Annotated in this window: 15 protein-coding genes; 9 read left to right on the plus strand and 6 right to left on the minus strand. The window is 67.0% G+C overall.

The window, feature by feature from the left end:
• The first annotated feature begins 57 nt into the window (after positions 1 to 57).
• On the plus strand, positions 58 to 2,586 hold the full coding sequence (hrpB, locus tag N7422_RS11480) for an ATP-dependent helicase HrpB (protein ID WP_279806643.1): 2,529 nt from the start codon (positions 58 to 60) through the stop codon (positions 2,584 to 2,586).
• Here the strand turns inward: hrpB and N7422_RS11485 are convergent.
• The 3 genes from N7422_RS11485 to N7422_RS11495 are packed head-to-tail and all read right to left on the minus strand — an operon-like array spanning position 2,523 to position 5,193.
• Complete coding sequence (locus N7422_RS11485; protein WP_279806644.1) at positions 2,523 to 3,422, minus strand: hypothetical protein; 900 nt, start codon at positions 3,420 to 3,422, stop codon at positions 2,523 to 2,525. The genes hrpB and N7422_RS11485 overlap by 64 nt on opposite strands.
• Positions 3,423 to 3,450: 28 nt before the next feature.
• On the minus strand, positions 3,451 to 4,476 hold the full coding sequence (locus tag N7422_RS11490) for an endonuclease/exonuclease/phosphatase family protein (protein ID WP_279806645.1): 1,026 nt from the start codon (positions 4,474 to 4,476) through the stop codon (positions 3,451 to 3,453).
• A gap of 60 nt (positions 4,477 to 4,536) precedes the next feature.
• Positions 4,537 to 5,193, minus strand: a complete 657-nt coding sequence (locus N7422_RS11495; RefSeq protein ID WP_279806646.1) for a YciC family protein — start codon at positions 5,191 to 5,193, stop codon at positions 4,537 to 4,539.
• A gap of 157 nt (positions 5,194 to 5,350) precedes the next feature.
• Here N7422_RS11495 and N7422_RS11500 point away from each other — a divergent pair, with 157 nt between their 5' ends.
• Both N7422_RS11500 and N7422_RS11505 read left to right on the plus strand, forming a co-directional pair.
• A complete protein-coding gene (locus tag N7422_RS11500; protein WP_279806647.1) occupies positions 5,351 to 6,097 on the plus strand; it encodes a DUF2076 domain-containing protein in 747 nt (248 codons plus the stop codon).
• A 108-nt stretch (positions 6,098 to 6,205) separates the two neighbouring features.
• On the plus strand, positions 6,206 to 6,685 hold the full coding sequence (locus N7422_RS11505; RefSeq protein ID WP_279806648.1) for an NYN domain-containing protein: 480 nt from the start codon (positions 6,206 to 6,208) through the stop codon (positions 6,683 to 6,685).
• Positions 6,686 to 6,790: 105 nt separating this feature from the next.
• Here the strand turns inward: N7422_RS11505 and N7422_RS11510 are convergent, their stop codons facing one another.
• Positions 6,791 to 7,249 carry an Lrp/AsnC family transcriptional regulator gene (locus tag N7422_RS11510; RefSeq protein ID WP_279806649.1) on the minus strand — a complete coding sequence of 153 codons (459 nt, stop codon included), beginning with the start codon at positions 7,247 to 7,249 and terminating at the stop codon, positions 6,791 to 6,793.
• Between the two features lie 154 nt (positions 7,250 to 7,403).
• Between N7422_RS11510 and yedA the strand changes: the two genes are divergently transcribed.
• Both yedA and N7422_RS11520 read left to right on the plus strand, forming a co-directional pair.
• Entirely contained in the window at positions 7,404 to 8,324 is a 921-nt protein-coding gene (gene yedA / locus N7422_RS11515) for a drug/metabolite exporter YedA (protein WP_279806650.1), read from the plus strand.
• Positions 8,325 to 8,408: 84 nt separating this feature from the next.
• Positions 8,409 to 9,740, plus strand: coding sequence for a DEAD/DEAH box helicase (locus N7422_RS11520; protein ID WP_279806651.1), 1,332 nt, complete (start codon positions 8,409 to 8,411; stop codon positions 9,738 to 9,740).
• Between the two features lie 99 nt (positions 9,741 to 9,839).
• On the opposite strand, the gene N7422_RS11525 is transcribed toward N7422_RS11520, so the two are convergent.
• Together N7422_RS11525 and N7422_RS11530 are read right to left on the minus strand one after the other, a co-directional pair.
• Positions 9,840 to 11,081 carry a TIGR03862 family flavoprotein gene (locus N7422_RS11525; RefSeq protein WP_279806652.1) on the minus strand — a complete coding sequence of 414 codons (1,242 nt, stop codon included), beginning with the start codon at positions 11,079 to 11,081 and terminating at the stop codon, positions 9,840 to 9,842.
• 149 nt (positions 11,082 to 11,230) lie between these two features.
• Complete coding sequence (locus N7422_RS11530; protein ID WP_279806653.1) at positions 11,231 to 12,145, minus strand: histone deacetylase; 915 nt, start codon at positions 12,143 to 12,145, stop codon at positions 11,231 to 11,233.
• A 257-nt stretch (positions 12,146 to 12,402) separates the two neighbouring features.
• On the opposite strand from N7422_RS11530, the gene N7422_RS11535 reads away from it, so the two are divergent.
• The 4 genes from N7422_RS11535 to N7422_RS11550 all read left to right on the plus strand — a co-directional run bounded on the left by N7422_RS11535 (position 12,403) and on the right by N7422_RS11550 (position 15,630).
• Positions 12,403 to 12,972, plus strand: a complete 570-nt coding sequence (locus N7422_RS11535; RefSeq protein ID WP_279806654.1) for a GNAT family N-acetyltransferase — start codon at positions 12,403 to 12,405, stop codon at positions 12,970 to 12,972.
• Positions 12,973 to 13,062: 90 nt separating this feature from the next.
• On the plus strand, positions 13,063 to 13,932 hold the full coding sequence (gene tesB, locus N7422_RS11540; protein WP_279806655.1) for an acyl-CoA thioesterase II: 870 nt from the start codon (positions 13,063 to 13,065) through the stop codon (positions 13,930 to 13,932).
• Complete coding sequence (locus N7422_RS11545; protein WP_279806656.1) at positions 13,929 to 14,519, plus strand: HAD family hydrolase; 591 nt, start codon at positions 13,929 to 13,931, stop codon at positions 14,517 to 14,519. Before tesB ends, N7422_RS11545 begins: the two co-directional genes overlap by 4 nt.
• A gap of 100 nt (positions 14,520 to 14,619) precedes the next feature.
• A complete protein-coding gene (locus tag N7422_RS11550; RefSeq protein WP_279806657.1) occupies positions 14,620 to 15,630 on the plus strand; it encodes an NAD(P)-dependent alcohol dehydrogenase in 1,011 nt (336 codons plus the stop codon).
• Positions 15,631 to 15,639 lie beyond the last annotated feature (9 nt).

The following is a 15,639-nucleotide window of genomic DNA, read 5'->3' on the forward strand; positions in this document are numbered from 1 at the left end:
CCATGATAGGGCAGCCTCGGTTCGCCGTTATACTCGGACGATTGTTCGAGGACCACCATGATTTCATTACCGATCGATGCCGTACTGTCCGACCTGCGCCAGGCCCTGGCCGAACGTGACGAAGCGGTGCTCGAGGCGCCTCCCGGCGCCGGCAAGACCACCCGTGTACCCCTGGCGCTGCTCGACGAGCCGTGGCTGGCCGGGCAGACCATCCTCATGCTCGAACCCCGGCGCCTGGCCGCCCGCGCCGCGGCCGAGCGCCTGGCCAGCGAGCTGGGTGAAAAGGTCGGCGAGACCGTGGGCTATCGCATCCGTCTGGACAGCAAGGTCGGCCCGAACACCCGTATCGAAGTGGTCACCGAAGGCATCCTCACCCGCCGCCTGCAGGCCGACCCGGCGCTCGAAGGCGTGGGGCTGTTGATCTTCGACGAGTTCCACGAGCGCAGCCTCGACGCCGACCTGGCGCTGGCCCTGAGCCTCAATGGCCGCGCGTTGCTGCGCGACGAGCCACCGCTGAAGATCCTGCTGATGTCGGCGACGCTGGAAGGCGAGCGGCTGTCGCGGTTGCTCGACGATGCCCCGATCGTCAGCAGCCAGGGCCGCATGCATCCGGTGGATATCCGCTGGGGGCGGCCTGGCCAGCCTGGCGAGTTCGTCGAGCCACGGGTGGTCGACTGCGTGCTCCAGGCCCTGGCGGACGAGACCGGCAGCCTGCTGGTGTTCCTTCCCGGCCAGGCCGAGATTCGCCGTGTTCACCAGTCGTTGCAGGAGGCCCTGGGCGACCGTCCCGGCATCCTGCTCTGCCCGCTGCACGGCGAGCTCGACCTGAGCGCCCAGCGCGCCGCCATCGAACCGGCTCCCCAGGGCCAGCGCAAGGTGGTGCTGGCCACCAATATCGCGGAGACCAGCCTGACCATCGACGGCGTGCGCGTGGTGATCGATGCCGGGCTGGCGCGGGTCCCGCGCTTCGATCCCGGCAGCGGCATGACCCGCCTGGATACCCAGCGCATTTCCCGCGCCAGCGCCACCCAGCGTGCCGGTCGCGCCGGGCGTCTGGAGCCCGGGGTGTGCTACCGGCTGTGGTCCGAAGCCCAGCATGAGCAGCTGGCGGCCCACGCCGGCGCCGAAATCCTCCAGGCCGACCTGGCCGGGCTGGCCCTGCAGCTGGCGCGCTGGGGCGTGCCCCCAGAGCAACTGAGCTGGCTCGACCAGCCGCCCATGGCCGCCTATGCCCAGGCCCAGGACCTGCTGGCCCGGCTCGGCGCTTTCAAGCCTGGCAGCCGTGACCACCTGAACGCCCACGGCCAGGCCATGGCCGAGCTGCCCGCGCATCCGCGCATCGCCCATCTGCTGCTGCGTGGCCAGGACCTCGGATTGGCCGCCATGGCCTGTGACGTCGCGGCGCTGCTGGGCGAGCGCGATATCCTGCGCGGCGGCGGCGCCGACCTGCACAGCCGCCTGGCACTGCTCAGCGGAGAAAGCCGGGTGTCCCGGGGAGGGCAAGGTGGCGTGCAACGCGCCCGGCAGCTGGCCCGCCAGTACCGGGGGCAGCTGCGCGGCAAGCCACGCTCGCCGATCGACGACCCTGATCATCCGCGTTGGCTGGGCGCGCTGCTGGCGCTGGCCTACCCCGACCGGGTGGCGCAACAGCGTCGCGAGGGCGGTGCCGAATACCGTCTGGCCAATGGCCGGGCGGCGCTGTTCGCCGAAGCCGACGCGCTGATGAAAAGCCCCTGGCTGGTGATCGCCGACCTCGGCAGCCGTCAAGGGCAGCGTGAAGAGCGCATCTATCTGGCCGCCGAGTTCGACCCGGCGCTGTTCGACGATGTCCTGGCCGAGCAGGTCGACAATCTCGACGTGCTCGACTGGGACGAGCGTGAGCAGGTGCTGCGCGCCGAACGTCAGCGCAAGGTCGGCGAACTGGTGCTCAGCCGTGAACCCCTGCCTGGGCTGGATGATGACGCACGGGCCAAGGCGCTGCTGGGGCTGGTGCGACGCAAAGGGCTGAACGTGCTGAGCTGGACGCCTGAACTGCGCCAGTGGCAGGCGCGGGTCGCGTTGCTGCGCCAGCTCGACCTGGAAAAGGATGGCCAGAGCGAATGGCCCAACCTGAGCGACGACGCCTTGCTCGCCAGCCTGGAAGACTGGCTGCAACCCTATCTGGGCAAGGTGTCGCGCCTGAGCCACTTCGCCGCCCTGGACCTGCCCTCGATCCTGCGCAACCTGCTGCCCTGGCCGCTGCCCCAGCGCCTGGACGAACTTGCCCCGGCGCACCTGGCCGTGCCTTCGGGCTCGAGCATCCGCCTGGACTACAGCGAGCATCCGCCGATCCTCGCCGTACGCCTGCAGGAGCTGTTCGGCCTGGCCGATACCCCGCGCATCGCCAATGGTCGCCAGCAGGTCAAGCTGCACCTGCTGTCGCCGGCGCGTCGCCCGGTGCAGGTGACCCAGGACCTGGCGAACTTCTGGCGCACTACCTATGCCGAGGTGAAGAAGGACCTCAAAGGGCGTTATCCCAAGCACTACTGGCCGGACGATCCACTGGTGGCCGAGGCCACGGCGCGGGCCAAGCCGCGCGGGACTTGATGCTCGGCGGCCGTGGTGGTGGCGCTCGCATAATCGCAGGTGACAGTCCGGAACGAGGACGGAACGCGCACGAACTTCAGCAGCCAGTGTTTCTCCGGCTCGATCAGTTCGCTGTCGGTGATCTTGGGCGCGATCAGCAGTCTGGCAGGGGCATGGTCGATGTACAGGGCGTCGAATTCATCGGGGTGGATGTTGCTGCAGGGCGTATAGCTGATGAAGTCAGCCATGTGCGCATAGCGGTAGAGAATCTGGTGGCGCCGCTCGCTGTCGACCAGCAAGGAGCTGATCGCCATGGCGATCAGCAGAAGGCCCAGGCTGTTGACGAAATGGCACAGGGGGTAGGAGAGCTTGGCCTTTTTCTTGAGCCGTGCCTCGTTGGAGAACACCAGCAACCACAGGGACAGGACGAAAGCGCCGTAGATCGGCCAATGGACCTTGATCAGCAGGTGAAAGAGGGTCGCGGCGCCCATCGTCATCGGCAGGCGCGAGGGGTCTACATGGAAGATCGCGTTGACGTCGGCCTGGGCGTCAATCTGCGAGAACTTCAGCAGCACGGCAAGGATCACCACACCGAGCGCAATGCTCGATTTGAGTTCCAGCAGGCCCTTCGTCAGGGTCATCTCCAGAAGGCTTGAAAAGACATACAGGTTCATCAGCAATGACAGGCACAGCAGGCTGATCAACAGCGTTGGGTTGGTACCGCCCAGGTAATGGCCAGCCGTCGATCCGACGGTCAGCATGAATGCCAGCAGGGAAACGACGCTCAGCACCGCCGCAGTACGGTGGCTTTCAGGTCGTTGTGCTCCTGCTGGGCAAGCGGTGGTGGACGGTTGCATCGGTCTTCGGGTCCTGTATCGGTGTGGTTCAGCGGCGCTCTGGCAGCAGCAGCCGCGCCGTCACCGGCAAGTGATCGGAGATCTGCAACGTGTCCTCTTGCAGCACCCGTGCCTCCACACGCAGCAGGCGCGGGCTGTGCAGCAGGTAATCGAGGGTGCGGTCCGCGCCGCCGGCTTCGGCATTGCTGGGGATCATCGGGTACTTGTCCCAGAGCAGGTGCAGGTCGCTGTCGGCGGGGTAGCTGCCGCGCTGCGCCGCAGGCAGGCGGCGGTACTGGCCCAGCGGCAGCAGGTTGAAGTCGCCGCCGATCAACCAGGGCGTGCCCTGGGTTTCCAGACGGTCGAGCACCTTGGCCACGTGCTTCACCTGGCGTTGCTGCAGGTCGCTGCCGAGGCGGTAGGGCGAGAGCCGAGTGTTGAGCACCGCCAGCCGGCTGCCGTCGCTCAACGGCAGGTAGCTGACCAGCAACGCCGGTTGTGTTTCACGCAGCCGCGCAAGGGCGCCGTCGGCCGCGTTGGGCAGTTGCAGGCGTTCGGCCTTGTCGATCGGGAAGCGGCTGAGAGTGGCCAGGGTGCGGCCGACACTGCCGAAGACATGCCGATCGGGGACGAAGCCGGCCTTCCAGTCGTAGGTCTGCACGCTGCAGGGATAGAGGTCGACCAGGCGCTCGCGCAGCAGGGCGAACTGGTCCTGGTAGTCGGTGGCCTTGGCCTCCTTGTCCAGCTCCTGGAGCAGGACGATGTCCGGCTGCTCGGCGCGGATCACCCGGGCCACTTCATCGAGGTTGAAGGCGAGGTCTTCGGCGCTGGGGCGGGTATCGTCGCCTCGGCCCTGGTCGTACCAGAACACATAGCGCTTGCCGGCCAGGTACTGCACGTTCCAGGTCATCACCTTGAGCGCCTGGCCTGGCGCCAGGGGCTGCGCGGGGCCGTTGCAGGCGACCGCCAGCGCTTCGCGGGGGGCAGGTTGCCAGGCCAGGTGACCGGCCAGGAGCCAGAGCGCGGCCAGTAGCAGCAGGGCGAACAGCAGGACGTTGCGCAGTGGACGGATCATCGGTTCGGCTTGTCGGTGCAGGTGGCGCCAGCATAACCGAGCCGTTCGTCGGCCGACCAGTCAGGCGCTGGCTTCGCTGTCCAGCAGCATGAAGAGGCGATACAGCACCACGGTGCTGAACAGCTGGAGGAAGCCGCTGAGGCTGTCCAGGGCCAGCTGCACGCCGGGCTGCGGCTCGGGGAACAGGGTCAGCAGCAGCCCGTCGATCAGCCACAGCGGCGCCAGCACCGAGAGCATGCAGACCATGATGCGCAGGAAGTGCCCGGTGGTCATGCGCGCGCTGGTGCGCATCGACTCGATCACCGGCAGGCCGCGCAGCACCAGCAGGTACTCGGCGAACACCAGGTTCACCATGATCCATACGCCGGGGAATATGAACAACGCCAGGCCGGCCATGATCAGCAGCGAGCTGATCACCACCAGCAGCGCCAGCATCGGCCACAGTTGCAGGGCGCGGGCGAACAGGTCGCGCTTGGCGATGTCCTGGCCGTTGCTGCGGGTATCGAGGTAGAGGATCAGCGCGGCGCTGTACAGCGGATAGAACAGCAGGCTGACGAGCATGCCGTAGACCGGCGAGGCCTGCTCGCCCAGCTGACTGTAGAGCAGTTGGGTGCCCAGGGCCTCGAGCACCACCAGTGGCAGGCACAGTTGGAGGATGCTCGTCAGGTGGCGGCGGAAGAAGTACAGGGAGTCGCGCAGAACGCTCAGCGGATTCATCGGTCAACATCGCATGGCAGAAAAAGCAGGGCGTAACTTTAGCCCAGTCGGCCCGCTTGCTGAAAAAAGTTTCATGGCCAGGACAATTGAATCAGCCATTGTGCCCCCCCATCTTTGACGCTGTCCGATGTCCTGTTCAGCGCACGAGGTTGCCCCGATGAACACTGAAGAACAAACCCTGATCGATGGCCTGTTCGGCCGCATCAAGCAAGCCGAGGATCCGGCCCAGCCGCGCGACGCCCAGGCCCAGGCGCGTATCGAAGAGCATCTGCGCCAGCAGCCGGCGGCGCCGTACTACATGGCCCAGGCGATCCTGGTCCAGGAAGCCGCGATCAAACGCATGGACGAGCAGAACAAGCAGCTCGAGGCCGAGCTGAAGCAGGCTCGCGCGCAGCTGGAGGCAAGCCGTTCCAGCGGCAACGGTGGCGGTGGTTTCCTCTCCAGCATCTTCGGCGCGGGCGCCCGCGGCCCGGCGCCGGCGCCACAGCCACAGCCACAGCGCTCCGTTGCCCCGCCGCCCTCGTCGGCTGGCGGCTGGCGCGAGCCTTCGCAGCAGGCTTATGCCCCACCGCCGACGCAGCAGGGCTTCGGCGCGGCGCCGGCGCGGGGCGGCGCCAGCAGTTTCCTCGGTGGCGCCATGCAGACCGCGGCCGGTGTCGCCGGCGGTGTGCTGCTGGCCCAGGGCATCAGCAGCCTGTTCAACCACAACTCGCAGCCCGAAGAGGTCGTCGAGGTGATCAAGGAGGAACCGGCGCCGGCCAGCGATCAAGGGGGCTGGCAGGACCAGGGTTCGCAACAGGTGGCGGACAACGGTGGCTGGAGCGATGACCAGGGTGGATTCGCCGATACCGATTACGGTGGCGACGATGGTGGCTTCTTCTCGGACGACGACACCTTCGTCTGAGGGCTCTGGCATACTGCGGCTTCTTATCGCGGGGCAAGCCCGCTCCTGGCGAAGCGTGGGAGCGGGCTTGCCCCGCGATCGTTCGCCACTGCCAGAGAGGGGTTTCAGGTGAAGAAAATCGCGCTATTCGCCGATGTGCAGAACCTCTACTACACGGTTCGCCAAGGCCATGGCTGCCATTTCAACTACGCCGCGCTGTGGGCTGAGGTCAGCCGCGAAGGCCAGATCGTCGAAGCGGTGGCCTACGCCATCGACCGTGGCGACAGCAAGCAGCAGCAGTTCCAGCAGATCCTGCGCAACCTCGGTTTCGAGGTGCGTCTCAAGCCCTATATCCAGCGTGCCGATGGCTCGGCCAAGGGTGACTGGGACGTGGGTATCACCCTCGATGTCATCGAAGCGGCGGCGCGGGTCGACCAGGTAGTGCTGGCTTCGGGGGACGGTGATTTCGATCTGTTGCTGGAGCGGGCCAGGCAACGCCACGGCGTCGAAACGGTGGTCTACGGCGTGCCCGGCCTGACGGCGCTGGCGCTGATCCGTGCGGCCAGCCGCTATGTGCCCATCGAAGGCAAGTTGCTGTTGCGCCACTGAGCGTTGCGAACCTGTCGGATGGGGGCGTGGGAGCGGGCGGCTTTCACTCATGTAGTTAGGGCTGCTTTGCCGCCCCAGTAAACATCACGCGCCCACGCGATCGCTTCAGCTTCTTTTGCCGTTGAGCTCCAGTTGCCCCAACGGCACCCGCCGCTCCACCGCGCTCGACAGGATGATCGAGGTCTTGGTGAAGCCCAGCTGCGACACGCGGTTGATCAGCGCCTCCAGCTCGCCCATCGAAGTGACGGCCGCTTGCATGATCACGCACGGGTCGCCGGTCACCCGATGGCATTCGGTGAGTTCGGGGATGTTCTCCAGGGCCTCGTAGGCCTGCTGGTTGCCATGGCTGGCCAGGCGCAGCTCGATCACGCACTGGATCGGCAGGCCGATCTTCTCCAGGTCCACCTTCGCCGTGTAGCCGCTGATCACGCCGCTGGCCTCCAGCTTGGCGACGCGTTCGGCCACCGCCGGCGCCGAGAGATTGACCTGGCGCGCCAGCTGCGCGTAGGTGGCCCGGCCGTTTTCCAGCAGGGCGGCGAGGAGCATGCGATCGTATTTGTCCATGGCGATTCCAGGTGGCCTTGCAATCGACGGCGAAGCGTTCGCATAACCGTGCATTGCAAAGTGTTTCGGTGTTTTAAACGTGTTTTGTAACTTAAGTTTGCGTGGCGGCCTTTCTAAACTAAGCCACCCGTAAACGGATTTCGAGCCCCCCACCATGTCTGCCTCCCGTCGCTTCCCGTTGTTGCTCATCGGCGCCTTCCTTGCCCTGTACCTGGTCTGGGGCTCGACCTATCTGTTCATTCGCATCGGCGTGGAGTCCTGGCCGCCGTTGCTGATGGCCGGCGTGCGCTTCGTGATTGCCGGCAGCCTGCTGTATGGCTTCCTGCGCTGGCGCGGGGTACCGGCGCCGACCTGGGCGCAATGGCGTGCGGCCGGGGCCATCGGGTTTCTCCTGCTCAGTTGCGGCAACGGTGGCGTGACCCTGGCCGAGCATGCCGGGGTCGCGTCGGGCGTGGCCGCCCTGGCCGTGGCGACGGTGCCGCTGTTCACCCTGGTGTTCGGCCTGCTGTTCGGCCATCGCAACTCGCGGTTGGAATGGGCGGGGATCGCCCTCGGACTGCTCGGCATCGGCATGCTCAACATGGGTTCTAACCTGCAGGCCAGCCCCATGGGCGCGGCGTTGATCCTGTTCGCCGCGGCGGCCTGGGCGTTCGGTTCGGTGTGGAGCAAGAGCCTGCCGTTGCCCCAGGGGGCGATGGCCAGTGCCGCGCAAATGCTGGTGGGCGGTGCCGCGCTGCTGATCGGCAGCGCCGTGAGCGGCGAGCGCCTGACCCAGATGCCCACCGCCGCGGGCTGGGGGGCGCTGGCCTACCTGGTGTTCTTCGGTTCGATCCTGGCGTTCAGCTCGTACATGTACCTGCTCAAGCATGTGCGTCCGGCGGCGGCCACCAGCTATGCCTACGTCAATCCGGCGGTGGCGGTACTGCTGGGGATCGTCTTTGCCGGCGAGCAGATCGGCGCCGAAGAATGCGTGGCCATGGCGGTGATCATCGGCGCGGTGGTGCTGATCGGCCTGCCGCAATGGCGCAAGGCGCCGGAGCGGCCGGTGGTGTTGAAAGAAGAGGTGTGCAAGTAAGGAGCGCTCCCACGATGAGTTCTTTGGGCCGCCGTGGCGCTGCGGTAGACTTGCCGCCTTCGCTGAACCCCTGACGGTATTGCCATGAACTTCGCCCAACTCGGCCTGATCGAACCGCTGCTGCGTACCCTGCAGACGCTGGACTACACCACCCCCACGCCGATCCAGGCCAAGGCCATCCCTGCCGTGCTCGCCGGCCGCGACCTGATGGCCGCGGCCCAGACCGGCACCGGCAAGACCGCCGGGTTCGCCCTGCCGGTGCTGCAGCGCCTGGCCCTGGAAGGCGAGAAGGTCGCCAGCAACTCGATACGCGCTCTGGTGCTGGTGCCGACCCGCGAGCTGGCCGAGCAGGTCCACGCCAACGTGCGCGAGTATGCCGAGAATCTGCCGCTGTCCACCTACGCGGTGTACGGTGGCGTCAGCATCAATCCGCAGATGATGCGCCTGCGTCGGGGGGTCGACCTGCTGGTGGCCACGCCAGGGCGACTGCTCGACCTGTTCCGCCAGAATGCCGTCAAGTTCGGCCAGGTGCAGACCCTGGTGCTCGACGAAGCCGACCGCATGCTCGACCTGGGCTTCGCCGAAGAGCTGCAGGCGGTGTATGCCGCGCTGCCACGCAAGCGCCAGACGCTGCTGTTCTCGGCCACCTTCTCCGAGCAGATCCGCATGCTCGCGGGCCTTGCCTTGAACGACCCACTGAGCATCGAGGTCAGCCCGCGCAACACCACCGCCAGCACCGTCAAGCAATGGCTGGTGCCGGTGGACAAGAAGCGCAAGGCCGACCTGTTCTGCCACCTGCTGCGCAAGCAGCGCTGGAAGCAGGTGCTGGTGTTCGCCAAGACCCGCAACGGTGTGGACCAGCTGGTCGAGCGCCTGCTGGCCGAAGGGGTGAACGCCGATGGCATCCATGGCGATCGCCCGCAGGCGACCCGCCAGCGCGCGCTGGACAGCTTCAAGGCCCGTGAAGTGCAGGTGCTGGTGGCCACCGATGTCGCCGCTCGTGGTCTGGACATCGACGACCTGCCGCTGGTGGTCAACCTCGATCTGCCGATCGTCGCCGAAGATTATGTGCACCGCATCGGCCGTACCGGTCGCGCGGGCAACAAGGGCGAGGCGATCTCACTGGTGTGCGCCGACGAGGTGCAACTGCTGGCCACGATCGAGACGCTGATCCGTCAGACCTTGCCGCGCCATGAAGAGCCGGACTTCATCCCCGATCATCGGGTGCCGGTGACCGATGCCAACGGTCAGGTGGTGAAGAAGCCGAAGAAGCCGAAAAAGCCGAAGGAGAACAGCGCCAAGCGTGGCCTGGGGCGGTGGATGGACAGCGAGGAGGCGGGGGCTTCGGCGCCGGCGGTCAAGGCGGTGCGCAAGGTGCCGAGCTTCGGCGGCAAGCCGGCCAAGCGCAAGCGTTGAGATCCGGGGCCGCTGTCGGCCGTTTCGCCGACAAGCCGACGCGATCATTGTGGGAGCCGGCTTGCCGGCGAAAGGGCTGCGCAGCAGCCCCGGCATTCCTCAGGCCAGGCGCGCCAGCCAATCCGCTGCCGCGCTCCCGGCCCGCAAGCCACTGGCAAAGCACGCCGTCAGCAGGTACCCGCCGGTCGGCGCTTCCCAATCCAGCATCTCCCCCGCGCAGAACACCCCGGGCAGGTTGCGGACCATCAGCCCCGCGTCCAACCCTTCGAAGCGCACGCCACCGGCACTGCTGATCGCCTCGTCCAGCGGCCGAGTGCGTACCAGGGTGATCGGCAACGCCTTGATCGCCGCCGCCAGGCGTGCGGGGTCGGCGAAGGTCGCCTGGTCGGTCAGCTCTCGCAACAACGCCGCCTTCACCCCGTCGATCCCGAGCTGGCCATGCAGGTGCTTGGCCATCGAGCGCGAGCCACGGGGCTTGGCCAGGGCCTGGGCGATCTTGTCCACAGGCCGGTCAGGCAGCAGGTCCAGCAACAGGGTGCCACGTCCGTCGCGGTTGATCGCTTCACGCACTGCCGCCGACCAGGCATACACCAGGCTGCCTTCCACGCCTTGGGCGGTAAGGATGAATTCGCCCTTGCGCGGCGCGGCGCCGGGCACGCTCAAGGCGATGTTCTTAAGCGGCGCGCCGGCGAACTTGTCCTTGAGCAACGCGCTCCAGCCTTCGACTTCGAAGCCGCAGTTGCTCGCCTGCAGCGCGGAGATATCCACACCCTGTTCGGCCAGCAGCGGCACCCAGGCGCCATCCGATCCCAGGCGTGCCCAGCTGCCGCCGCCCAAGGCCAGGACCACGGCATCGGCTCGCACCTCCAGCTCACCCTGTGGATAACTGATTCGCAAGGCGCCGTCGGCATGCCAGCCCAGCCAGCGGTGGCGGGTGTGGATAACCACACCCGCCTCGCGCAGGCGCTTGAGCCAGGCACGCAGCAGTGGCGCGGCCTTCATGTCGCGGGGAAACACCCGGCCCGAGGTGCCGACGAAGGTCTCGATGCCCAGGCCGTGAATCCACTGGCGCAGGGCGTCGGCATCGAACTCGCGCAACAGGGCGTCGATCTCGCCATGGCGTTGCAGGTAACGGCCGACGAAGGCAGGGTAGGGCTCGGAATGGGTGATGTTCATACCGCCGACGCCGGCCAGCAGGAACTTGCGACCCACCGAGGGCATGGCGTCGAACACCTCGACCGCCACGCCGCGTCGGGCCAGGGCCTCGGCGGCCATCAGGCCGGCAGGGCCGCCGCCGATCACGGCGACGAGGGGGCGGGAAGTGGGGCGAGGATCGTTCATGGTGGGCGACGGGCTGTGGAAAAGACCGCGCATTCTACCTTAGCGGGGCACCTGGAAACACTGCTCAATAAATGATCAGTTCCTTGCAGCTCAAGCATTTAAAGGGCTGGAGCCGTTTTCCCGCAGGTTATCCACAGGCGGTTCCACAGTCATTGTGAACAACCGATGACGCGCGCCGCACTGTGATGGAGGATGCCATGCCGTCGGGCCAGCGCTTCGCGGTCCTTGCTGTAACCGCCGCCGATCACCCCCATCACCGCAATGTCACGCCCCAGGCACTGGCGCAGTACGTGTTCGTCCCGGGCGGCCAGGCCGGCATCGGTCAGTTGCAGGTAGCCCAGGGCGTCGTCCTTGTGCACGTCGACCCCGGCGTCGTACAGCACCAGGTCGGGCTGGTACAGCGGCAGCAGGTAGTTCAGGGCATCCTCGACCACCTTGAGGTAGGCGCTGTCGTTCATCCCGCGGGGCAGGGGGATGTCCCAGTCGCTCCGGGCCTTGCGCGCCGGGAAGTTCTGCTCGCAGTGCAGCGACACGGTGATCGCCTCTGGCGTGTCGTGGAGGATGCGCGCGGTACCGTCGCCCTGGTGCACGTCGCAGTCGAAGATCAGCACCCGGTGCACGCGACCGGCCTCGAGCAGGTAGCGACTGATCACCGCCAGGTCGTTGAAGATGCAGAAGCCGGCGGGATGGTCGTAGTGGGCGTGATGGGTGCCACCGGCCAGGTGGCAGGCGATGCCATGCTGCAAGGCCTGTTCGGCGGTCAGCAGCGAGCCGCCCACGGCGCGCACCGTGCGTCGGGCCAGGGCTTCGCTCCAGGGCAGGCCGAGGCGGCGCTGGTCCTCGCGGGACAGTTCGCCATTCATGTAGCGCCTGATGTAGTCGCGGTCGTGGGCCAGGGCGAGGATCTCGTTGGGGCAGATTTCCGGCCGCAGCAGCGCGGCGTCGGTGGTCAGGCCGCTGTCGACCAGGTGATCGCGCAACAGGCGGAACTTGTCCATCGGGAAGCGATGGTCCGGCGGGAACTCGGGGCTGTAGTCGTCGTGGTAGATCAGCGGCAGGGGCATGGTATCGGCGCGGTGGGGGCGAAAGCCGATCTTGCCAGGATTGGTGGCTTGGGTGGAATGTTCAGACGCCTCAATCCGGTGCGCACCCACAGGGGCTGCGCAACGGCCGATAGCCGATCACTTGTTGGCCGAGGTGCGGCCTGTCGCAGGGCGGTGAAGGCGATGTGAAAAGAGCATCGGGCGGCGGATGCGCCGATGAAAGTTTCTACATCGTCCTACGCTGTAGACTGCCAGACCGTGATTTCGGAGCCGCGCCGATGACCCCCATTCTTGAACTGGAAAGCCCACGCCTGGTGCTGCGCCAATGGCAGGACGACGACCTGCGCGAGTTCGCCGCCCTGTGCGCCGACCCACAGGTGATGCGTTATTTCCCCGCGCCGATGACCCGCGTGGAAACGGCCGCGCTGATCGGCCGGATCCGGGGCCATTTCAACGAATACGGCTTCGGCCTGTGGGCCCTGGAGCGCAAGGACAGCGGCGCCTTCATTGGCATGACCGGGCTGCTCCACGTCAACTTCGACGCGCCCTTCGGCCCGGCGGTCGAGATCGGCTGGCGCCTGGCCCGGCGTCACTGGGGGTTGGGCTTCGCCAGCGAGGCGGCCTGGGCCTGCCTGCGCTGTGCGTTCGCCCAATTGCAGCTGGACGAGGTGGTGTCGTTCACGGCCCGGAGCAACCTGCCGTCGCAGAAGGTCATGCAGGCCATCGGCATGGCCCAGGACCTCGATGGCGACTTCGAGCACCCGCGCCTTGCCGTCGGCGATCCGCTGCGGCCCCATGTGCTGTACCGCATCGATCGCGCGCGCTGGCAGCAGAACCTGCGCGGCTGAATAGGTCGCCATTCGTACGACGAGGCGAATGACAAACCCTGTATCATTTGCCGACATAACAGCGCCGTAATGCCTTGCCAGGAGAACCTCATGAGCCATGTACTCGACGATCTGGTCGATCTGCTGAGCCTCGAATCCATCGAAGAGAACCTGTTCCGCGGACGCAGCCAGGACCTTGGCTTCCGCCAGCTGTACGGTGGCCAGGTGCTCGGCCAGTCGTTGTCGGCGGCCAGCCAGACGGTCGAGGACGCCCGCCATGTGCATTCGCTGCATGGCTACTTCCTGCGTCCGGGCGATGCGAGCATGCCGGTGGTCTATTCGGTGGACCGCGTGCGTGATGGCGGCAGCTTCAGTACTCGGCGGGTGACGGCGATCCAGAAGGGCCAGCCGATCTTCACCTGCAGCGCATCGTTCCAGTACGACGAGGAAGGCTTCGAGCACCAGGCGCCGATGCCCGACGTGGTCGGCCCGGAAAACCTGCCAAGCGAAGTCGAGCTGGCCAGCGCGATGGCTGACAAGCTGCCCGAGCGCATCCGCGACAAGGTGCTGTGCGCCAAGCCCATCGAGATCCGCCCGGTCACCGAGCGCGACCCGTTCGACCCCAGGCCCGGCGACCCGGTCAAGTACGCCTGGTTTCGCGCCGATGGCAGCCTCCCGGACATCCCGGCGCTGCACAAGTACCTGCTGGCCTACGCGTCGGACTTCGGCCTGCTGACCACCTCGCTGCTGCCCCATGGCAAGTCGGTGTGGCAGAAGGACATGCAGATCGCCAGCCTCGACCACGCCCTGTGGTTCCACCGCGACCTGCGCGCCGACGACTGGCTGCTGTATGCCACCGACAGCCCCTGGGCGGGCAATGCCCGTGGCTTCACCCGTGGCAGCATCTTCAACCGCGCCGGGCAGCTGGTGGCCTCGTCCACCCAGGAAGGCCTGATCCGCCACCGCAAGGACTGGACATGAAGCTGCGGGACATTCGCCACTGGGTGTTCGACATGGACGGCACGCTGACGGTCGCCGTGCATGATTTCGCGGCCATTCGCGAAGCGCTCGACATCCCGGCGACACATGACATCCTTACCCACCTGGCTGCGTTGCCGGCGCAGGAGGCCGCGGCCAAGCATGCCTGGCTGCTGGAGCACGAGCGCGACCTGGCGATCGCCTCGAAGGCCGCGGACGGCGCGGTGGCGCTGGTGCGGGAACTGGCCGCCCGGGATTGCCGGCTGGCCATCCTCACCCGCAATGCCCGTGAGCTGGCCCATGTCACCCTGGAGGCCATCGGCCTGGCCGACTGCTTCCCGGTCGAGCATATCCTCGGTCGCGATGAGGCGGCGCCCAAGCCCAGCCCCGACGGGCTGTTGCAGATTGCCCGGGCCTGGGGCGTGAGCCCCGGTGAAATGGTGATGGTCGGTGACTACCGCTTCGACCTCGACTGCGGCCGGGCGGCAGGCACCCGCACCGTGCTGGTCAATCTGCCGGACAACCCATGGCCGCAGCTGGTCGACTGGCATGCGACCGATTGCCGGGCGCTGAGGGCGCTGCTCGGCTGATGGCCTTGTCGCAGGGCCATCGTGGGAGCCGGCTTGCCCCGTGATCGTCCAGACCTGTCTAAGCTGCACTGCACCTTTTCCCACGATGGAGACACCATCCATGAGTACCAAGGCCATCTACGTGCTGCCCGGCGGCGGTTACGACAAGGTCCAGGTCGGCACCTGCGAGGCCGCCGCGCCCAGCGCCGGCGAGATCACCGTGCGCCTGCACGCCAGTTCCCTCAACTACCACGACTTCGCCGTGGTCAGCGGCATGTGGGGCCCGAGCGAGCGACGTATCCCGATGGCCGATGGCGCCGGCGAAGTGATCGCGGTGGGCGCCGGGGTCAGCGAGTTCAAGGTCGGCGATGCGGTGGTCAGCACCTTCTTCCCCGACTGGCTCGATGGCCAGGCCGAGGTCGAAGGTTTCGCCAGCGTGCCGGGCGATGGCATCGACGGCTACGCGCGTGAGCAGGTGACCGCGCGCGCCACTTCGTTCACCCACGCGCCCAAAGGCTACAGCCACGCCGAGGCGGCGACCCTGACCACGGCCGGCCTCACCGCCTGGCGCGCGCTGATGAGCGACGACCACCTCAAACCCGGCGACAGCGTGCTGGTGCAGGGTACCGGTGGCGTGTCGATCTTCGCCCTGCAGTTCGCCAAGCTGGCCGGCGCCACGGTGATCGCCACGTCTTCCAGCGACGCCAAGCTCGAACGGCTCAAGGCCCTTGGCGCCGATCACCTGATCAACTACAAGACCACCCCGGCCTGGGGCGAGCAAGTGCGCCGGCTGACCGACAACCGTGGCGTCGACCATGTGATCGAGGTCGGTGGCCCGGCGACGCTGGAGCAATCGATGATCGCCGCGCGCATTGGTGGGCAGGTGTCGCTGATCGGCATCCTCACCGGCGTGGCCGGGCAGTTGCCGCTGGTCCAGGCGCTGGTGCGGCAGATCCGCCTGCAGGGCGTGCTGGTGGGCAGTCGCGCGCAGCAGCAGGCGATGGTCCGCGCCATCGATGCGAATGGCCTGCGGCCGGTGGTGGACAAGCATTTCGAACTGGAGCAGATCGTCGAGGCGTTCAAGTACCAGGAGAGCAACCGGCATTTCGGCAAGATCTGCCTGACCTGGTGAGCTGAGCCT

Origin of the sequence: Pseudomonas sp. GD04091, from assembly GCF_029836165.1 — a bacterium.
Taxonomy (GTDB): domain Bacteria; phylum Pseudomonadota; class Gammaproteobacteria; order Pseudomonadales; family Pseudomonadaceae; genus Aquipseudomonas.

What these genes read in the sequence shown, in the direction of transcription:
- N7422_RS11485 (WP_279806644.1), bottom strand. Translation starts at nt 3,422, where the DNA reads ATGCAACCGTCCACCACCGCTTGCCCAGCAGGAGCACAACGACCTGAA.
- N7422_RS11490 (WP_279806645.1), bottom strand. Translation starts at nt 4,476, where the DNA reads ATGATCCGTCCACTGCGCAACGTCCTGCTGTTCGCCCTGCTGCTACTG.
- N7422_RS11530 (WP_279806653.1), bottom strand. Translation starts at nt 12,145, where the DNA reads ATGCCCCTGCCGCTGATCTACCACGACGACTACAGCCCCGAGTTCCCG.
- hrpB (WP_279806643.1), top strand. Translation starts at nt 58, where the DNA reads ATGATTTCATTACCGATCGATGCCGTACTGTCCGACCTGCGCCAGGCC.
- N7422_RS11525 (WP_279806652.1), bottom strand. Translation starts at nt 11,081, where the DNA reads ATGAACGATCCTCGCCCCACTTCCCGCCCCCTCGTCGCCGTGATCGGC.
- tesB (WP_279806655.1), top strand. Translation starts at nt 13,063, where the DNA reads ATGAGCCATGTACTCGACGATCTGGTCGATCTGCTGAGCCTCGAATCC.
- N7422_RS11520 (WP_279806651.1), top strand. Translation starts at nt 8,409, where the DNA reads ATGAACTTCGCCCAACTCGGCCTGATCGAACCGCTGCTGCGTACCCTG.
- N7422_RS11535 (WP_279806654.1), top strand. Translation starts at nt 12,403, where the DNA reads ATGACCCCCATTCTTGAACTGGAAAGCCCACGCCTGGTGCTGCGCCAA.
- N7422_RS11510 (WP_279806649.1), bottom strand. Translation starts at nt 7,249, where the DNA reads ATGGACAAATACGATCGCATGCTCCTCGCCGCCCTGCTGGAAAACGGC.
- N7422_RS11495 (WP_279806646.1), bottom strand. Translation starts at nt 5,193, where the DNA reads ATGAATCCGCTGAGCGTTCTGCGCGACTCCCTGTACTTCTTCCGCCGC.
- N7422_RS11545 (WP_279806656.1), top strand. Translation starts at nt 13,929, where the DNA reads ATGAAGCTGCGGGACATTCGCCACTGGGTGTTCGACATGGACGGCACG.
- N7422_RS11550 (WP_279806657.1), top strand. Translation starts at nt 14,620, where the DNA reads ATGAGTACCAAGGCCATCTACGTGCTGCCCGGCGGCGGTTACGACAAG.
- N7422_RS11500 (WP_279806647.1), top strand. Translation starts at nt 5,351, where the DNA reads ATGAACACTGAAGAACAAACCCTGATCGATGGCCTGTTCGGCCGCATC.
- yedA (WP_279806650.1), top strand. Translation starts at nt 7,404, where the DNA reads ATGTCTGCCTCCCGTCGCTTCCCGTTGTTGCTCATCGGCGCCTTCCTT.